Here is a 17,669-nt window from a genome sequence, read left to right on the forward strand (position 1 = left end):
AATTATCGTCAATCAATGTCTATTTAGATTTGTATCAGCATAATTACCTGCTTGTATTTCAATTTTATTTTGTTTGATATCAACATTCGAAATTTTTACTAAAGAAATATATTTATTGATCACGCGTTCTTCCTCGTCATCATCCGCCTCTGCCAGGACACCGACGGCCTGAACACGGGCATTAAATTCCGAAAGCAGATTGATAATGCCTGTAATTGTTCCGCCCGCTTTCATAAAGTCGTCAATAATACAGACGTTCGCACCATCTTCAAGGCTGCGTTTTGGCAGTACCATTGTTTGAATTTTACGTGAAGATCCCGAAACATAGTTAATGCTTACAGAAGAGCCTTCTGTTACTTTAGGGTCTCTTCGTGCGATTACAACCGGAACGTTCAGGAACGAGGCAACAGCATATGCCAATGGAATTCCTTTCGTTGCCACCGTCACAATCACATCTATATCCACTTTTGAAAATGCGGAGGCGAAAACGCGACCTATTTCCCTTACCGTTTTAGGATCTCCGAGCAAATCACTCATATAGAGGTAACCACCTGGCAGGATTCGAGACGGATCCTCCAGTTTCTTACGCAATTCTTCAATAAATTCGATGCTGTTTGATTGGGAAAATTCGGGAATGTATTTCACTCCTCCTCCAGCACCAGTCGATCTTTGCAAGTATCCCATACCCTGATTTTGAAAAACAGCATGAATAATATCCAAATCCTCACTAATGGATGATTTGGTTGTATCACAAAGTTCCACGAAATATGGTAATTGTATATGTTTTCTTGGGTTTTCCAGGAAAAAATCAGTTAACACAACTAATCGATTACTTCTTTTCATTTTGACACCCCAAAACCGTATATTTAATTAATAATATATCACTATTATACGTATTTTAGCAATGTTTACCCTAACAATCGAACAAGATATACTTCTTCGCAAAATCCGCGCATTCCATTAAATATTCTCGTTGCTTTGCTCTGTTGTTCAACCAAACCATAAACCGTTGGCCCACTTCCACTCATAAGAACACCCGTTGCTCCAGCCTGAACCATTGCTTCTTTAATGCGAAGCACTTCCGGATGCAATCCAAATGTAATTTCTTCCAGTGAATTCCCTACGTTACTGCATAATTTACTGAAATTTTTCTCTTTTAATGCATCTAGTATTGCTGTTGTATCTGGATGGAATAATTTGCCGATATCGATTTGGCCAAAAATCGTCCGAGTTGAAACTCCAATATCAGGCTTGGCTAAAACGACCCAGCACGGAGGTGGAGAGGGTAATTGTTCAATTTTTTCCCCATAACCTCTTGCTATAGCTGTATTTCCATATACACAAAAGGCAACATCTGCACCAATTGTCGAACCCAGTTCCGCTAATTCATCAAGTGAGATTTCTAATGACCATAGTCTATTAAGTCCCCGTAAGACTCCAGCAGCATCTGCGCTTCCGCCTCCAAGACCGGCAGAAACCGGAATGCTTTTATCAATATGAATATGAACTCCTTTTTTAATTCCGTATTTTTTTTTGAAGAGCTGTGCAGCTTTGTAAGCTAAATTCCGTTCATCATTTGGCACATATCTGCTCTCGAGAGAAATCTCTATCCGATCTTCTTCCAACTGTTCCAACTCAATACGATCAGCTAAATCGATGGATGTCATAATCATCTCCACATCATGATAACCATCATCTCTTTTTCTCAATACATCAAGAGATAAATTAATTTTCGCCGGGGCTTTCTCTAATATAGCCATCGTCATCACCACCATCTTGTTTCGTCCTTGAAAATATAAATAATTGTAACACAATAAAAATAGATAGGCGACCAGATTGGAGTTACAGGGTTGTTAGGCTATAATACTGCTGCTCAAGTCGTGGCGGTGAGCGTACGAGAAGGGGGATTGAGCGTTATTTAGGTAGGCAAGCGTTCAGGGGGCAGGGATGAGCGATTATTTTGGTTGGCGAGCGTTTTAGGATGTGGGGGAACGTTTAAGTAAATTTATATTATTTTTTTAAAAAAGGCAAACCCTTTAGGATTTGCCTTTTTGCATAGTTTGTTCGGCTATTTCTATCGCCCGTTTCACCATATTACCGGCATCCCTTGACTTAATGCCGCCCCAGCCTTCCTGTTGTACCGTGTCGTAAAAACCTAACTCTTTGGCAATTTCTTCTTTCAATTGGTCTGACATAATCCCTCGACGTCTACCCATGAAAGAACAACCCCTTTCTGTCCGAGTCTCGCCTACGACATTTATAGCTTATGCTGATTGCCCAGATTAACACCTGTCAGAAGTTTGCAGGTCAGGAAATATTAAATACCCCAAACTTGGGGTATTTATGAGTATTTTTATCAATAAAAAAACAGCAGACATCTGTCTACTGCTCCATTACTAATGCTTTATTTCCTTCAAGAAAATTTAATTCTACCGTCTCTGTTAAAATGTCTGCATAGCTGTATGAAACACGTTCGAATGCATTTTCGTCTTGGTCAAGCTCGACGATAAAAACTGAAGGATACGTTTCTGCCAAGACTCCCGAACGAATAATCGTTTTCCTTCTACCGCCATTAGCTTTTAATTTCAACCTTTTTCCTACATGACATTCAAGACCTTGCTTAATTTCGATTAATGTTTTAGCCACTACACTCCACCTCACTGATTCTAGTCTAACACGAAACACGTCCAATAGTCAAATAAAACTTTATATTATAGCAGGTAGTTATTTTTCCTGTCAACAATAAAATTTGTCTATTTACTATATTATTTGTATTTGTTGACAATATATGTATGATATCGACAAAAAGTTTTTATTTCTAGAATATTTCGCCCCTATCCTTTGAGCCTTTTAAGAAAAGGATAGGGAACTTATTTTATTCATCCATATCGTCTTCTTCATCAAGATAGGGCATCCCTGTACGAAGCAGACCTCTCGTTTCAACTCCACCCATACCTTTATCACCAGTAAGTGTATTCCTCAGTGCATCCCATACACTAACACTTTCCATAAAAGGGGTATAGGCAATCTTTGCAGCAATATAAACAGGATCAAGAGCATGAATATTTACCCTTAAGGGCGAACTCGCAAAATTAGCTCCGGCACGTATAAGGGACTCGAAATGGGATTGACATGCCCCAGCGAAAATGACAAGCTGATCCAGATTGGGGTTAATTCGTCTCGCCTCTCTTACCGTTTCAGCGAAGTACTTGGAATGTCTGTAAGCATGCAAATCATTTTTCATTCCTTTATTTTTCGAATAGGAATCATGACCTGTAATAACAATAATATCGGGCTGTATTCGTTCCACCAGGCTCCCGATTTCATCAGGCATTTCTTTTTCATTGACATGGATTCCTTGAACCTGCAGACCCATACGCTGATACAATGCAATACATTTCCTTAAATATAGCTGATCTCCATCCATATGAAGCACCTTAGCCGGAAGTTGAAAGAATCTCCCCTCATTAAGGTAACCATCTGTTGATTGGTAATTTCTTTTTTCTTTCATTAGCTGATAATCCTGACGAAATAACCGGTAGGAAAACTCCTCTTTTTTTATTTCCTTCTCTCGCCTTTTACTAATTTCCCGGCCATTCGCTATGACAAGATCATCCATTGGAGCATCTGCCTCAAGTCTTAAATCTGCTCCATATATAATTGCTATATCGTTTTTAATTGCTGCCACACGAAACAGTAAGTCATGATTATAAGACTTGCGTGTAACAAGCTCACCAATAGTAATATCCATATATCCACCTCTTAGACTTCAATCTCCTATAGACTATGAGTAGATAAGGGCTCCTGTTCCTTTCTTCTTTTTCATGGGGTAAATTGTCCTTGCCAAATTAAAAATAGCTACTGCCTCTATTTGGGCAATAGCTATCGTGTTACTCGTTGTCATTTAATATTGTAAAAGGCATTGGCAAGAAGGGCGAATTCAGCCATATCCAAGGACTCTCCTCTTCTAGTGCCATCCATACCAATCGTTTCAAGAACTTCGTTAATGTTGTCCTTTGTATACTGTTCTTTAAAATAGCTGAATAAATTATTGCGCAATGTTTTCCTGCGCTGTGCAAAACTTGCCTGAACTAACTTAAAGAAGAAATCTTCATTTTCTACATGGACAGGTGGCTCCTGACGTACTACCAACTGTAAAATACTTGAATCCACATTGGGTTGTGGCATAAATACACGCTTTGGCACCGTCATAACGACTTTTGCTTCCGTATAATACTGTACTGCGATGGTTAGTGAGCCATAGCTCTTGCTGTTTGGCTCTGCGGCCATACGTTCAGCAACTTCCTTTTGAATCATAACGGTTAAGCTTTTCACAGGTAATTTATCCCTAACAAGCTTCATTAAAATAGGCGTTGTAATATAATATGGCAAATTCGCTACGACATGTACATCCTGTCCTGGTTTGAAATGGGTATGAATAACTTCAGCTACATTTGCCTCAAGAATGTCCTGATGAATCACTTCAACGTTCGAATAATCCTGTAATGTGTCTTTAAGGATGGGCAGGAGTCGCTGATCAATTTCAAATGCAACCACTTGGTCTGCATAGAGAGCAAGTTGTTCCGTCAATGCTCCCATTCCAGGGCCAATTTCTATTGCTCCTGATGTCTTGTCAATCCCTGCATGCTTCACAATATTTTCCAATACATTTACATCGACTAAAAAATTTTGCCCGAGGCTCTTTTTAAAAGAAAACTTATATTTAGTTAATAATTCTTTTGTTTTGGAAGGAGTAGCTATATATTTTTTAGACATCTTTTTCCTCCTGTTGCAGCACTTTGGCAGCTTGCTCAAATTGCTCTTTCGTAATCTGAAATTGGTTTAATCGCTTTAAAAGCTGTTTTCCGTTAGTATGTCCGATTTGCAGCTCTTCACCAAGCTTTGTCCTTAATACACTTGATTCAGGACCTCCTATAAGCCCATATGCAATCAGATCAGCTTTATTTATTTCACTTTCACGTATCTCGGCTAGTTCATATACGTCTTTCAATGCATCACGTATCGTTTCAATGGACGCATGTTCAATTCCAAGACTGCTGTTCTTTGTTTTTTTTGCTCTGGCCTGGTCCCTTGTAAGGAACGCATGCTTGCATCCTGGAACAGCCTGATCGATAATATGACGAATGCGTTCTCCGGGATAATCCGGATCTGTAAAAATAATTACACCACGCTTTTCTTTTGCATGTTTAATTTTAGTTAGGGTATTTTTATTGATTGCTGAACCATTCGTTTCAATTGTATCTGCATCAACTGCCAAACGAATCTTAGCTGTATCATCTCTTCCTTCAACTACAATTATTTCTTTGATTTTCAAAAATATTTCCTCCAATGAACGAGCTTAAGTAACCGATGCGAGGCAATGATTCTCTTGCCCACCAAAAAATAATGCTCTTATCATCATAGCATGATAAGAGCATTTTATCCCATCTTTTACAAACTTATAATTAATCGATAATTTTCACTTGTACTGTCTTTACTCCCCAAGAAAAAGCATCAGATTTGTTAGGTACATGGATATCAATACGATTTCCTTTGATGTGTCCACCAGTATCCCCGGCAATTGCTTCTCCGTAACCCTCAACCCATACTTTCGTTCCCAAAGGAATCACATTTGGATCAACAGCAATTACTTTCATATTCGGGTTTGCTTGCAGATTGATGCCCGTAGCAGTATAGCCTGAACACCCACTACACCCAGCAGTAAATGCACTGGCAGTCATCGTCATCGTTTTCCCACCGGAATTGCTGCTTGCTGTAGTTTCAGCAGAGCTATTTGATTTCTCACTTGATAATGTTACGAGATTTGCTTCAGGCTTTGACTCGAGTTCTTTCTTTGTACCAACAGCTACAACACGGTTGACGCTTTCTGTAACATCCTCGGTAACTAGCTCACGGTCCACTTCTTCTCCATTATGTTTCGTTACTTTATATATCTTTTTGATGATTCCTTTTTCACCTTCAGAAATAACTTTTTCATTTCCTTCTAAAAGAGACCCGTCTTCACGCTTCTCCGTATCAAATGCAAGTGTCTCCGTAACTACTTCTTCATCCTCACTTACACGCACAATTGTAACAGGGTTTCCTTTTGTTACCTCCGCAACAAGCTCCGGCTCAATTAAATCCTTACTGTTCTGATCGTATCGAACTTCTGCTTTTGCCAGTAAGTCTTTCACTGTTCCGCCTGTAGCCAAAACCTTTTTTTCTACACCACCATCATTGATGGTAACCTCGTATGCTGTTGAAACTTCTATATGTAGACCATCTTTGGTTGCTTCGGTTGTATTATGTGATAGTGCATCATGATCGCTAAATGTCAGCTTTGCTTCTTCAAAAAATTCTTCGATCGTATCCATGGTTGTATGATAAATCTCTTCTTCCCCATCAATACGGACGATTACCTTCTTAGCAGTATCATAATCGATTGTCATTCCACTTTCGATTCGTGCATCCATCTCATGAGATAATGCATCGTGCTGCCCAACGGTTATTCCTAACTCTTCCAGTAAGCCGCCTACAGTATTTGTGTGTGTCGTAACCGTTTGTTCTTTTCCATTATCTGCAAAAACTACTTCCGCTTTCGTTGCTTCAAATAGTACAAATCCAGAAAATACAATTAGCGCTAAAACACCAATACTTGAAATAACCAGCTTCTGTTTCGATGCCGGCAATAGCTTTTGAATTAATCTCATGCTCCTGCCTCCTCTATTCCCAATCGATTATATAAACAGGAATATGGGAAGTCAAAGCTATTTCGTTTACGATTCGTTTACAATTTCATTACAATAGGTCGTCCAGATGCTAATATTATCCAAATTAGAGAGTTTAAACCATTGATACAAAGGGATTTATCAACTATTACAAATCTCGTTACAAAAGGGAGATGATTTGCGTATCATCTCCCTAATTTAATCAAATATGCTGTTTTATATTACAAAATATTACATTCAAATGATAAAATTTTATTTAATCCCAAACAGTGAAAGTCCATTTCTTGTAGTAATTTCACTTAGTTCCTTAACATCCATTTCTCTCAGTTTTGCGATTTGCTCCGCTACTAGTTTTACATAGGCAGGCTCATTACGTTTGCCACGATTCGGATGAGGGGCCAAATAGGGTGCATCTGTTTCAATCAATAGTTTATCCAATGGAACCTGTTTAGCAACTTCTTTCGGTTGTTGGGCATTTTTGAAAGTAACCGGTCCTCCAAGGGAAATGTAAAAATTCATATTCAAACATGCCTCGACATAATCTACGGAATCATTGTAGCAATGCATGATTCCTCCTACTTCTGCCGCGTTTTCATCCTGAAGAATCTCGATGATATCTTCTGTAGCCTCCCGATTATGAATAATAATTGGCATGTTGACTTTTTTCGCCAAGCGTATTTGCTTCCGAAACACTTCTTTTTGAATATCCTTCGGGGATTTATCCCAATGATAATCCAATCCCATTTCTCCGATTGCCACAACTTTTGGATGCGCCGACAATTCTTCAATCCATTCAAGGTCTTTTTCTGTCATATCAATCGCATCAACTGGATGCCAGCCTACTGCCGCATATATAGTATCATATTGTTCGGCAATAGCCACGGCAAGTGGAATGGTTTCCCGGTCAAAACCGACAACCACCATATAGTGGACACCTGCATCAAATGCGCGTTGAATAGTTTCTTCACGGTCTTCCTCAAACTGTCTTGCATTTAAATGTACATGCGTATCAAATAACAATGCTATCCATCCTTTTTACTTAAATTAAAATCTTAACTCTTAAGAAACCCTGCTGATCATTCAGCAGGGTTTCAGACATTATGCTATTTCAGAGCCATTTGGCATATCGGATGGTGCTTCAATCACCTGTAATTTTCCATCTTTTTCGGCAGAAAGAATCATGCCTTGACTAATTTCGCCACGCATTTTACGGGCTTTTAAATTAGCTACGATAACAACCTTTTTGCCGATTAACTGTTCCGGATTTGGATATGACGCTGCAATACCCGACAAAATCTGCCTGTGGTCCTTGTCTCCTGCATCTAGACGGAATTTTAGTAATTTGTCGGCACCTTCGACTTTTCCACAGTCAATGACTTCTGCTACTTTTAATTCCACTTTATCAAAGTCATCATATTTAATTTCTTTTTCTTTTGCGGAAACCAGTTCCGTTTGCGTTGGGTCCCATTCCGTCGTCACTTCTTTTTCTTCTTCAGTTTTTGGAGTGCCTCCAGCCATTTTCCCGCGGATATATGCTACCTCTTCTTCCAGGTCAAGTCGAGGGAAGATTGGCGTACCTTTTTTTACAACGGTCGAATTTTCTGGGAATCCGCCAAAGTGAACTGTTCCCCAATCTCCCGCTGTATCTCCATCAATACCGAGCTGCGAAAAGATTTTCTTTGGTGCGTGTGTCAGGAACGGCTGAAGCATGATAGCCGATACACGTAAGCTATCAGCTAAATGTACCATCGCACTTGCTAATTCATCCGCTTTTCCATCTTCTTTCGCAAGCTTCCATGGTTCCGTTTCATCTATATATTTATTTGCACGAGAAATCAACATCCAGACATGGTTAAGTGCACTGCTAAATTGCATGTTTTCCATTTCTTCCTGGTATGCTGCAATGGATTTCTCGGCAGTTGTTTTTAACGCTTCATCAAAGGCAGTTACATTTCCTTTGTAAGATGGGACTTTCCCGTCAAGATACTTGTTAATCATAGCTACCGTACGGTTTAACAGATTACCTAGATCATTTGCCAAATCGTAGTTCACACGGGACACGAAATCTTCCGGTGTGAAGACACCATCACTGCCAAATGCAACCTCACGCATCAAGTAATAACGGAGTGCATCCAAACCATATCGTTCCACCAACATTTCTGGATATACGACATTTCCTTTGGATTTGGACATTTTTCCGTCTTTCATTAACAGCCAGCCATGACCGAAAACTTTCTTAGGTAATGGTATTTCAAGCGCCATTAACATAATTGGCCAATAAATCGTATGGAAGCGCACAATTTCTTTACCTACCATATGCACGTCCGCAGGCCAGAATTTGTCGTAAAGCTTCTGATCATCCGTACCATAGCCAAGTGCAGTAATATAATTAGCTAATGCATCGATCCAAACATAGACAACATGTTTTGGATTACTCGGTACTTTTATTCCCCAAGAGAATACAGTCCGAGATACAGCTAGATCTTCCAAACCTGGTTTAATAAAATTATTGATCATCTCGTTCTTACGTGACTCAGGCTGAATAAAATCAGGATGTGAATTGTAGTAATCCAACAAGCGATCAGCATATTTGCTCATTTTAAAGAAGTACGATTCTTCTTTTATCAATTCTACCGGATGCCCACTGTCTGGCGATTTACCGCCAATAACAACTCCATTAGCATCATGTTCAATATCAACGAGTTGAGTTTCGGTATAGAAAGTTTCATCAGGAATAGAATACCAGCCCTCATATTCATCGAGGTAGATATCTCCTTGTGCCAATAAACGTTCAAAGATATCTGCAACGACTTTTTTATGAGTCGGATCGGTTGTGCGAATAAACTTATCATTACTGATCTCAAGTAATTTCCATAGATTCTGCATTCCTTCAGCCATACCATCTACATATTCCTGAGGTGAAATATTTAACTCGTTCGCTTTTTGTTCGATTTTTTGCCCATGCTCATCACTACCTGTTAAATAAAAGACATCAAAGCCCTTCATTCGCTTGTAACGTGCCATAACATCACAGGCAATCGTAGAATAAGCATTCCCAATATGTAACTTACCACTCGGATAATAAATTGGTGTAGTTATATAGAAAGATTTCCCTTTCTCAGACATACATGTACCTCCTAATCCATACATCATTATGTTATAAAATCTATTGTAGCTATTATAACGCAATTTGCCAAATACTGTGCAATATCCATTGCTTGTTCGGCCTTTTAACCATCTTTCTCAAAATAACTAGCAAATAAACGACGGGAGTGAAAAAATTTTCACTCTTCAACTAATTTTTGTTGACACTTGAAAATATTGTTGGTATCCTAATTTTAATATATATGTCGAACTATGGCGATTTTTTTTACTTAAGAAAAATTACAGTAAAATAAGAATAAAGTCTTCTTTTTTTATAACGGACTTATTCGTGTTTTACCAACCTTGGGGGAGGAAGCAATGAAGTCTACTGGAATTGTGCGTAAGGTCGATGAACTTGGTCGAGTGGTCATACCGATTGAACTTCGTCGTACACTGGATATCCATGAGAAGGACACAATGGAAATTTATGTGGATAACGATAAAATTATTTTGAAGAAGTACAAACCCAATATGACATGCCAAATTACGGGTGAAGTATCAGAAGAGAACCTCACATTGGCTAATGGGAAACTGATCCTCAGTCCAGAAGGTGCACAGGCACTTTTGGATGAAATACAATCACGATTAAAGTAAAAAAACAGAAACTTAATTCCCAAAGAGAGCTGACGCCTGCATTTAGCACGTCAACTCTCTTTTTATTTAATATGGTAGTTTTGATAGACATCCCGTTTCGGTATGCTTCGATCTATTGCGACTTGTTTGATTGCTTCTTTACTCGAAAATCCTTTTTCTTCTATATAGTGATCAACATGCTCAACGATAGATAAATCATCCCACCATACAGTATCTTCATCATCTTCCATTGCTTCGTTCTGGCCTTCAACGATAATGACAAATTCGCCTCTCATTTCGTTTTCTTCTGCCCAGAGAATAAGTTCTTCGATTGTTCCCCGTACATACTCTTCAAACCGCTTCGTTAATTCCCGAGCAATGACGACCCTTCTGGAACCAAGCTGTTCCTGAATCGCCTTCAATGTATCTTTTATTCGATAGGGTGATTCATAGAACAAAAGGCTTGCGTGCAATCGTTTCAACCGATTTAATTCCTCGGCCTTGTCTTTCTTTTTCCGTGGAAGAAATCCGTAGAAATAAAATTCCCCGGTAGGCAGACCTGATCCAACAAGCCCACATAATGCGGCATTCGCACCTGGAAGGACAACCACATGTTGGTTTCTTTCAATGGCAGCTTGGACGATTTCATACCCCGGATCAGATATTGCGGGCATTCCTGCATCACTGACTAAAGCAATCAGCTCCCCTTTATCAATTCGTTCAAGCAGTTGATTTTCACGTGAGGATTTATTATGTTCATGGTAGCTGATTAAGTGCGTTGAAATTTCAAAATGATTAAGAAGTTTTTTTGTGTTTCTCGTGTCTTCTGCAGCTATTAGATCCGCAGAGCGTAAAATTTTCACTGCACGATATGTGATATCTTCAAGGTTTCCAATAGGAGTTGGAACGACATACAGTGCACCTTTCGTTTCATCAGCAAAGCTTTTTTGTAAATTCATTCGGTAAACCTTCTTTCGACAAATCTCGAATGAGTGCCATTTTTTCATTTCGGGAAAGTTTTTTAATCTGATATTCTTTCTGCATGGCCGCTTCCTTCGTCGTAAATTTTTCGACAAAAACTACCTCGAATGGCCCTCTGCCTCTTGTGTATTTTGCCCCTTTACCACTTTCATGCTTTTTCAGTCGTTTGCTCAGATCATTCGTATAGCCAGTATAAAGTGTATCATCTTTGCATCGCAGTATGTATACGACATGTTCAGCTGCCATAAATAATATCCTCTGCTTCTTTTGTGTAGGATCCGTTTTCTTCGTATATATATAACGGAGGCAGTATTTTCAAATCCGCTTTTCCATCACGAATACCTTCGATCAAAAGCATATTGGCTTCTTTTCCTTTTTTTGGATAAACAAGCTGCATTCGTTTCGGTTCGAGCTTATATTTCCTGAAAAGCTCCATGATATCAACAAGCCTTCCCGGTCTGTGTACCATTGCCACTTTTCCTCCAGGTCTCACATGTAATTTGAACGCTTTGACGACATCTTCCAATGTACAAAACACTTCATGTCTGGCGATTGTCAAATATTCATTGTGATTATGTTCCGTGGTTGAGGGCGTTTTAAAGTATGGCGGATTACAGGTTACCACATCAAAACTGCTCTGCCCTAATATTGGTTGCATCTCTTTCAAATCCCCGTGAATAATCTGCAATTGATGATTCAGCTCATTCAGCTCTATGTTTCTTTCAGCCATTTGAAAGATTCTTTCCTGTATCTCTACTCCTGTAATACTTGCTTTTGTTCTTTTTGATAGCAGGAGCGGGATGACACCATTCCCCGTACATAAATCCAAAATTGTTCCTCTTTTTACCGGAATATACGCGAAATGTGCAAGCAGGACGGCATCAAGAGAAAAGGCGAAAGCAGTGGGGCTTTGTATAATCTTCATGCTTTCGTCAGCCAATAGATAATCAATTCGTTCATCGTCAAATAACTGTACCATCATTTACTCCTTATTTACATCTACTTTAGTATGAAGAGTCTGGTTGGGATTATTACTAAATTGAAAAGAAAGCTGCCTCTAATTTGAGACAGCAATGGAATACTTTCTACAAGTAATGCAGAAAGAGATTTATTTTGTTTTATCAAAGAAATCAAGACAGAATATACAGTCCTCGTTTCTTCGCGGACTGCCAAATTCCAGATTACAAATATGGAAACCTTCTTCATATAATCGTGCAAGGTTATCATACCCTTCACTTGGAAGACTTCCCTTGTTAGAACCTGTTTTGGCAGTTTTATCTGTAACTGTTTCTGTATGGTCCAGGTGATTACGCAAATTGTGATTCTCCACAGCAAGCCGGTGATTTTCCTCGAGCAAATCACTTAATCGCCCTTTTAGATCACCAAGCTGCTCATATAACTCGCCAATTTGCTTCTCCATATCCGATACTTGATCGAAAATCTCTCTGTTCCCCACGCCCACTCACCTCATCATTCTGTGGCTTGCGCTAAAATTCCTTCTTCTATTAATTCATCGAGTGTATATTCTACAACGCGTTCTTTTTCCGGAATTTCAATTTGGACAAGTCGTTCAAGTATATTCAATCCGACTACTTTTCCTTTTCCATATGGGGTTTTAATAGCTTTCCCAATATCCGGCAAATCACGCTTCGCTGTTTCATAATCATCATTTTCATACTTCAGACAGCACATCAATCTTCCACATAGACCGGAAATTTTGGCAGGATTCAAGGAAAGATTCTGATCCTTTGCCATTTTAATCGAGACCGGTTCAAAATCTCCCAAAAACGTGGAACAACAAAGCATTCTGCCACATGGACCAATACCACCTAGCATTTTCGCTTCATCACGAACACCGATTTGGCGCAGTTCAATTCTTGTTTTGAACATGGAAGCAAGATCTTTTACTAAGTTTCGGAAATCGACCCGACCATCTGCCGTAAAATAGAAAATAATTTTATTGCGGTCAAATGTGTATTCAACCTCTACCAGATTCATATCCAGCTTATGTTGTATAATTTTATCTGAACAGATATGAAAAGCTTTTTCTGCCTGTTCCTGATTCTCTACTACGGTTAATTTGTCTTTCTCATCAGCAACACGGATTACCTTCTTCAACGGAAGAACAACATCCTCTTCATCGACATGCTTGTTGGTAATAACTACTTTACCAAATTCAATTCCGCGTACTGTCTCAACAATAACATAACTATCCACGGAAATATTCTCTTTTCCCGGATCAAAATAATATATTTTACCCGCTTTTTTAAAGCGGACACCAATAACTTCTATCATGATTTCACCTCTGTATTTGAAGTGCCAATTGTTCAATCACAAGTGTGGGTTGAACATTTTGCTTCAACTTCCTTTTAGCCTTCAGGACGAGATTCAAAATATTCACCAATTGTTCCTGGGAAAAGGACATTGCGGCCTTCTCAACTAATGCATCATTCGCGGTGAAAAAAGCATAAGCATCATCATTTCCTATGTGATAGTATAGGATATCTTTAAAAGCCAAAAGCAATAAATCCAATCCCTGCTCCTGTTCATTTCGATCTTTAAAATGAGGTACCCAGTTATTGTGAATAAAGAGATAGACGTCTTCCGGCTTTATTGTATACATTTCTATTAATTGTACCATTAATTTTCTTGCTTCTGCAAACCACGCATCTTCATTCCATTTAAAAGCTTCATCAAGATTATTGGTCAGTGCACTCATTAAACCCGCATCATGCCTACCCATCCCGTTTTCAATAAGCTGATTCTTGAATGCAGCCGTATTCAACGGCTGTAAATCTATAACCTGGCAGCGTGAACGAATCGTCGGAATGATGGACTGACTATTTTCGGTGAGCATGATTGCAGTCGTCTGCTTGCTCGGTTCTTCCAAAAATTTAAGTATCCTGTTCGCAGCATTAACAGTTAGTGTATCTGAATCTTTAATAATATAAACCTTTTGATTCGATTCCACACCTGAATAGGAAAACTCTTTTTGCAGATTTTTCACTTGTTCTATTTTTATCGATTGTCCTTCCGGCTCAATCCAATGAACATCCGGATGGTTACCAGAACTTATCCGTTTGCAGTTATTACATTGATTACAAGGCTCCACGCCAGATTTATCTGTGCAGAACAATCCTTTTGCAATAAGTAATGCGATTGCTCTTTTTCCTGTTCCACGTTCACCTTGAAGCAAATAAGCATGCGAAACACGGCCTTTTTTTATGCTGTTTGTTATAATCCTGCTAGCCAATGGCTGCAGCTTTGCAACCTCAGACCATTTTTCCATTTGTGCCACCCTCAAATCCAAGCTTTCCTTTGACACTGCAAAAGCCGTCAGCGCCTTGATAAAATTACGTATATATATTAATCAGTAATCCCTTGATTTCTCCGATCAGTCCCAGGATATCTACTGTCTTCTTTTCTTGATTCATTATTTCCTCTGTCAGTTCAATTAGTTTTTCATCAACTTGTTTAAAAATAGTTAAATTGCGGTTGCCATTCAAACCAAAACTATGAGACGTTTGCTTACGATAGCCGCTACTTGCGGTTTCTTGCAAAAAACCTTTGACCATTCTTTTGAATTTCGCCAGCTCCCGAAATGATCGGTAGCGCGCAAGTTTGTTACCCTGTGCGGTTATATCTCGAATGAGCTGCTGTAATTCCTGTTGTTTTAAACTCTGTGTTTGGGACTGAACCATCTTATTGAAAGTCTGGTTATCTGCACTTGCATGACGTGTGTATGTCGGCTCTGTCTTCGTTTGGATGTCATTGGTAATCTTCATCCGTTCAGCCCCCTATCTTTAGCTCTTCGTTACATTTAAAACTGAACAAATGATTCAATCGGGAGAATAAATACGGTTGCTCCCCCAACTTCAACCTTAACGGGTTTTGGAATATAGGAATCTGCATTTCCTCCCATCGGTGAAATCGGAGCTACCATTTGCTCACGATGGGAACAGTTATCCTTAATAATCTTAAGGGCATCATCCACCGCATCATCATTACAACCAATCATCAGCGTCGTATTTCCTTCTTTCAGGAAACCACCAGTTGTTGCAAGCTTGGTCGTCTTATAATCTCCTTCTCCCAAAGCATTGATAAGTCGATTGGAATCCTTATCCTGAATAACAGCTAAAATCAACTTCACTGTCCATCAGCCCCCTTCATTTTATGTGAGAGATAATATGATCAAAAGCAGTCTTTTCAACAGCCTTCATCGATTGGTCTGCATTAATCGTTTGAATCCGATTGGGAAATCTTTCTGCAAGAATCTGATAGCCTTCATATACTAAGTTATGGAAGTCGAGATTTTCGAGATCGAGACGATTCCTCTCTCTATCTTTATTCGCTGCGATTCGTTCCAAACCCTTTTTTGGATCAATATCAAAAAATAAAGTTAGATCCGGCATGCAATCTTTAATGGCAAATTGATTTATCATAAAAACCTCATCCATTCCCAATCCCCTTGCATGCCCCTGATAAGCAAGACTACTATCAATAAAGCGGTCACAGAGAATAATCTGCCCTTGCTCAAGCGCTGGCAATACTTTTTCCACGAGATGCTGTCTGCGTGCTGCTGCATAAAGAAGTGCTTCTGTTCGTTCTTCCATTTCGGTGTTATCCCGGTCCAGGATTATTTTGCGAATTTGCTCAGCAATTTGAATGCCGCCTGGTTCGCGCGTGGTTATGACATCATATCCCAAACTTTTGAGTTTTGTGTTAATCTCATGGAGAATTGATGTTTTTCCTGCACCCTCGCCACCTTCAAATGTTATAAAATAACCACTCATGTATGTGTTCTCCTTCATCAAATGCTGAAAATCCTGATTCCTTGTTCGCGCTGCTGGATTCCAATACCCTGCTTTCGAAGTTGTTCAATTGTTTCTACGTGTGCTGCAGTAATCGTTTCTCCTTTAAGAATGAAAGGAATCCCTGGTGGATATGGTGTAACCGCCTCAGCTGCTATATGTCCGATACCTTCTGTGAAAGATACGCGTTTATATGGTAATTTACTCATTTCCTGATAAGACAAGGCCAATTCCTGGATTGGTTTGGAAAAAAGCTTTGCCACCTCTATTGTAGCATGATTTCTACTATATTTTAATTGTTCCCCAACGCTTTTTATTGTTTTTTTCAATACTTCCACTTGTTCAAATGGAGCCAGACCGTGGATAAATAATAGTTGATTATGTGTTATAAGCTCTGGGTAAATTTTCCTTTCCTCAAATAACCCAGCCACCGCCTTCGCTGAGATGCCTTGTTCCACGTGAAACGTTATTTTTAATGGATCATCTGTGGAGAGTACTTTCCCGTAATACGCATATTGTAAAGCGTTCCTGACATTTCCAACACTTTGTAAAATTGCTGTTACCTGCTCTGCATGTAACGTAGCTAAAAATGATCGGGAAATATCCAAGGAGGCCATCAGTGGATAGGATGGACTGCTCGATTGAATGATTTGTAGAAAATGCGCAATCCGTTCTTTTTGGATTACTGTTGATTTAACGTGTAAAAAAGAAGCCATCGTCATCGCCGGCGCCATTTTATGGGCAGACTGAACGACAACATCAGCTCCTAATTGCAGAGCCGATACCGGGAAGGGGTCACCAAGGGAAAAATGCACACCATGCGCCTCATCCACAAGTACGGGTATGTCAAAAGCATGTGCTAAATCGATCATTTCCTGAATTGGGTATGTCTTCCCGAAATAATCCGGATATGTAAGAACGACTGCTTTCGCATCAGGATGCTTTCTGAGCGCTTCACTTAGCGCAGACAAGCTCGGATTTGTGTAGCGGTCCAACTCCTCATCGTACTCCGGAGCAACAAAAACTGGTTTCGCACCGCTTAATTCCAGCCCATTAATAATTGATTTATGACTATTCCGCTGCACAATTATCTTATCTCCAGCAGAACATACAGCCAATATCATTGCCAAATTACCTGCTGTACTCCCGCCCACTAGAAAAAAAGTATGGTCGGACCCGAAAAAATCAGATGCTAAATATTCTGCTTCAGCAATCGATGCAGTAGGAGTATGAAGATCATCAAGACCAGGCAGCTCGGTCACGTCCAATTGTAGAATCTGTTCAAAATAGGGATAAGCACCCTTGGGAAAGAGGGTTCCATTTTTATGTCCAGGTACATGAAACGATAATGGCTGCCCAGCAGTAAACTGTTTTAGTTTTTCGAAAAGCGGCATTCTATGATGATTTCTTTTCATTATTACAATCCTTTCCT

General features: G+C 39.4%; 21 protein-coding genes. 1 reads left to right on the forward strand and 20 read right to left on the reverse strand.

What is annotated here, in order from left to right; all coding sequences use genetic code 11:
* Positions 1–12: 12 nt before the first annotated feature.
* The 10 genes from purR to metG all read right to left on the reverse strand — a co-directional run bounded on the left by purR (position 13) and on the right by metG (position 9,854).
* On the reverse strand, positions 13–843 hold the full coding sequence (gene purR / locus MN204_RS16635) for a pur operon repressor (RefSeq protein ID WP_249872216.1): 831 nt from the start codon (positions 841–843) through the stop codon (positions 13–15).
* A gap of 65 nt (positions 844–908) precedes the next feature.
* The gene (ispE, locus tag MN204_RS16640) at positions 909–1,760 is read right to left on the reverse strand and encodes a 4-(cytidine 5'-diphospho)-2-C-methyl-D-erythritol kinase (RefSeq protein WP_249872217.1); all 852 of its coding nucleotides are present in this window, start codon (positions 1,758–1,760) and stop codon (positions 909–911) included.
* Positions 1,761–2,036: 276 nt separating this feature from the next.
* Positions 2,037–2,216: a small, acid-soluble spore protein, alpha/beta type gene (locus MN204_RS16645; RefSeq protein ID WP_249872218.1), complete on the reverse strand. Its 180-nt coding sequence runs from the start codon at positions 2,214–2,216 to the stop codon at positions 2,037–2,039.
* Positions 2,217–2,382: 166 nt separating this feature from the next.
* On the reverse strand, positions 2,383–2,646 hold the full coding sequence (veg, locus tag MN204_RS16650; RefSeq protein WP_249872219.1) for a biofilm formation stimulator Veg: 264 nt from the start codon (positions 2,644–2,646) through the stop codon (positions 2,383–2,385).
* Positions 2,647–2,875: 229 nt separating this feature from the next.
* A complete protein-coding gene (gene yabG / locus MN204_RS16655) occupies positions 2,876–3,751 on the reverse strand; it encodes a sporulation peptidase YabG (RefSeq protein ID WP_249872220.1) in 876 nt (291 codons plus the stop codon).
* 149 nt (positions 3,752–3,900) lie between these two features.
* On the reverse strand, positions 3,901–4,776 hold the full coding sequence (rsmA, locus tag MN204_RS16660) for a 16S rRNA (adenine(1518)-N(6)/adenine(1519)-N(6))-dimethyltransferase RsmA (RefSeq protein WP_249872221.1): 876 nt from the start codon (positions 4,774–4,776) through the stop codon (positions 3,901–3,903).
* Positions 4,769–5,335 (reverse strand): ribonuclease M5, encoded by a 567-nt coding sequence (gene rnmV / locus MN204_RS16665; protein WP_249872222.1) that lies wholly within the window; start codon positions 5,333–5,335, stop codon positions 4,769–4,771. Before rnmV ends, rsmA begins: the two co-directional genes overlap by 8 nt.
* Before the next feature lie 130 nt (positions 5,336–5,465).
* The gene (locus tag MN204_RS16670) at positions 5,466–6,710 is read right to left on the reverse strand and encodes a resuscitation-promoting factor (protein WP_249872223.1); all 1,245 of its coding nucleotides are present in this window, start codon (positions 6,708–6,710) and stop codon (positions 5,466–5,468) included.
* Positions 6,711–6,980: 270 nt separating this feature from the next.
* On the reverse strand, positions 6,981–7,748 hold the full coding sequence (locus MN204_RS16675) for a TatD family hydrolase (protein WP_249872224.1): 768 nt from the start codon (positions 7,746–7,748) through the stop codon (positions 6,981–6,983).
* Positions 7,749–7,826: 78 nt separating this feature from the next.
* The gene (gene metG, locus MN204_RS16680) at positions 7,827–9,854 is read right to left on the reverse strand and encodes a methionine--tRNA ligase (protein WP_249872225.1); all 2,028 of its coding nucleotides are present in this window, start codon (positions 9,852–9,854) and stop codon (positions 7,827–7,829) included.
* A gap of 336 nt (positions 9,855–10,190) precedes the next feature.
* Between metG and abrB the strand changes: the two genes are divergently transcribed.
* The gene (gene abrB, locus MN204_RS16685; RefSeq protein ID WP_249872226.1) at positions 10,191–10,466 is read left to right on the forward strand and encodes a transition state genes transcriptional regulator AbrB; all 276 of its coding nucleotides are present in this window, start codon (positions 10,191–10,193) and stop codon (positions 10,464–10,466) included.
* A 62-nt stretch (positions 10,467–10,528) separates the two neighbouring features.
* Here the strand turns inward: abrB and rsmI are convergent, their stop codons facing one another.
* From rsmI to MN204_RS16735, 10 genes are all read right to left on the reverse strand, one after another.
* On the reverse strand, positions 10,529–11,404 hold the full coding sequence (gene rsmI, locus MN204_RS16690; protein ID WP_249872227.1) for a 16S rRNA (cytidine(1402)-2'-O)-methyltransferase: 876 nt from the start codon (positions 11,402–11,404) through the stop codon (positions 10,529–10,531).
* Complete coding sequence (locus MN204_RS16695; RefSeq protein ID WP_249872228.1) at positions 11,379–11,672, reverse strand: GIY-YIG nuclease family protein; 294 nt, start codon at positions 11,670–11,672, stop codon at positions 11,379–11,381. The genes rsmI and MN204_RS16695 overlap by 26 nt, the downstream gene beginning before the upstream one ends.
* Positions 11,662–12,405, reverse strand: coding sequence for a tRNA1(Val) (adenine(37)-N6)-methyltransferase (locus MN204_RS16700; RefSeq protein WP_249872229.1), 744 nt, complete (start codon positions 12,403–12,405; stop codon positions 11,662–11,664). The genes MN204_RS16695 and MN204_RS16700 overlap by 11 nt, the downstream gene beginning before the upstream one ends.
* A gap of 129 nt (positions 12,406–12,534) precedes the next feature.
* Entirely contained in the window at positions 12,535–12,882 is a 348-nt protein-coding gene (yabA, locus tag MN204_RS16705; RefSeq protein ID WP_249872230.1) for a DNA replication initiation control protein YabA, read from the reverse strand.
* Positions 12,883–12,896: 14 nt separating this feature from the next.
* Complete coding sequence (locus tag MN204_RS16710) at positions 12,897–13,721, reverse strand: PSP1 domain-containing protein (protein WP_249872231.1); 825 nt, start codon at positions 13,719–13,721, stop codon at positions 12,897–12,899.
* A 4-nt stretch (positions 13,722–13,725) separates the two neighbouring features.
* Positions 13,726–14,715, reverse strand: coding sequence for a DNA polymerase III subunit delta' (gene holB / locus MN204_RS16715; RefSeq protein WP_249872232.1), 990 nt, complete (start codon positions 14,713–14,715; stop codon positions 13,726–13,728).
* 64 nt (positions 14,716–14,779) lie between these two features.
* Positions 14,780–15,211 (reverse strand): YaaR family protein, encoded by a 432-nt coding sequence (locus MN204_RS16720; protein WP_249872233.1) that lies wholly within the window; start codon positions 15,209–15,211, stop codon positions 14,780–14,782.
* A 35-nt stretch (positions 15,212–15,246) separates the two neighbouring features.
* Positions 15,247–15,576, reverse strand: coding sequence for a cyclic di-AMP receptor DarA (gene darA, locus MN204_RS16725; RefSeq protein WP_249872234.1), 330 nt, complete (start codon positions 15,574–15,576; stop codon positions 15,247–15,249).
* Between the two features lie 16 nt (positions 15,577–15,592).
* On the reverse strand, positions 15,593–16,219 hold the full coding sequence (tmk, locus tag MN204_RS16730; RefSeq protein ID WP_249872235.1) for a dTMP kinase: 627 nt from the start codon (positions 16,217–16,219) through the stop codon (positions 15,593–15,595).
* 17 nt (positions 16,220–16,236) lie between these two features.
* A complete protein-coding gene (locus MN204_RS16735) occupies positions 16,237–17,652 on the reverse strand; it encodes an aminotransferase class I/II-fold pyridoxal phosphate-dependent enzyme (protein ID WP_249872236.1) in 1,416 nt (471 codons plus the stop codon).
* Positions 17,653–17,669: the final 17 nt, after the last annotated feature.

Origin of the sequence: Oceanobacillus saliphilus (assembly GCF_023522835.1) — a bacterium.
GTDB classification, from domain to species: domain Bacteria; phylum Bacillota; class Bacilli; order Bacillales; family Amphibacillaceae; genus Oceanobacillus; species Oceanobacillus saliphilus.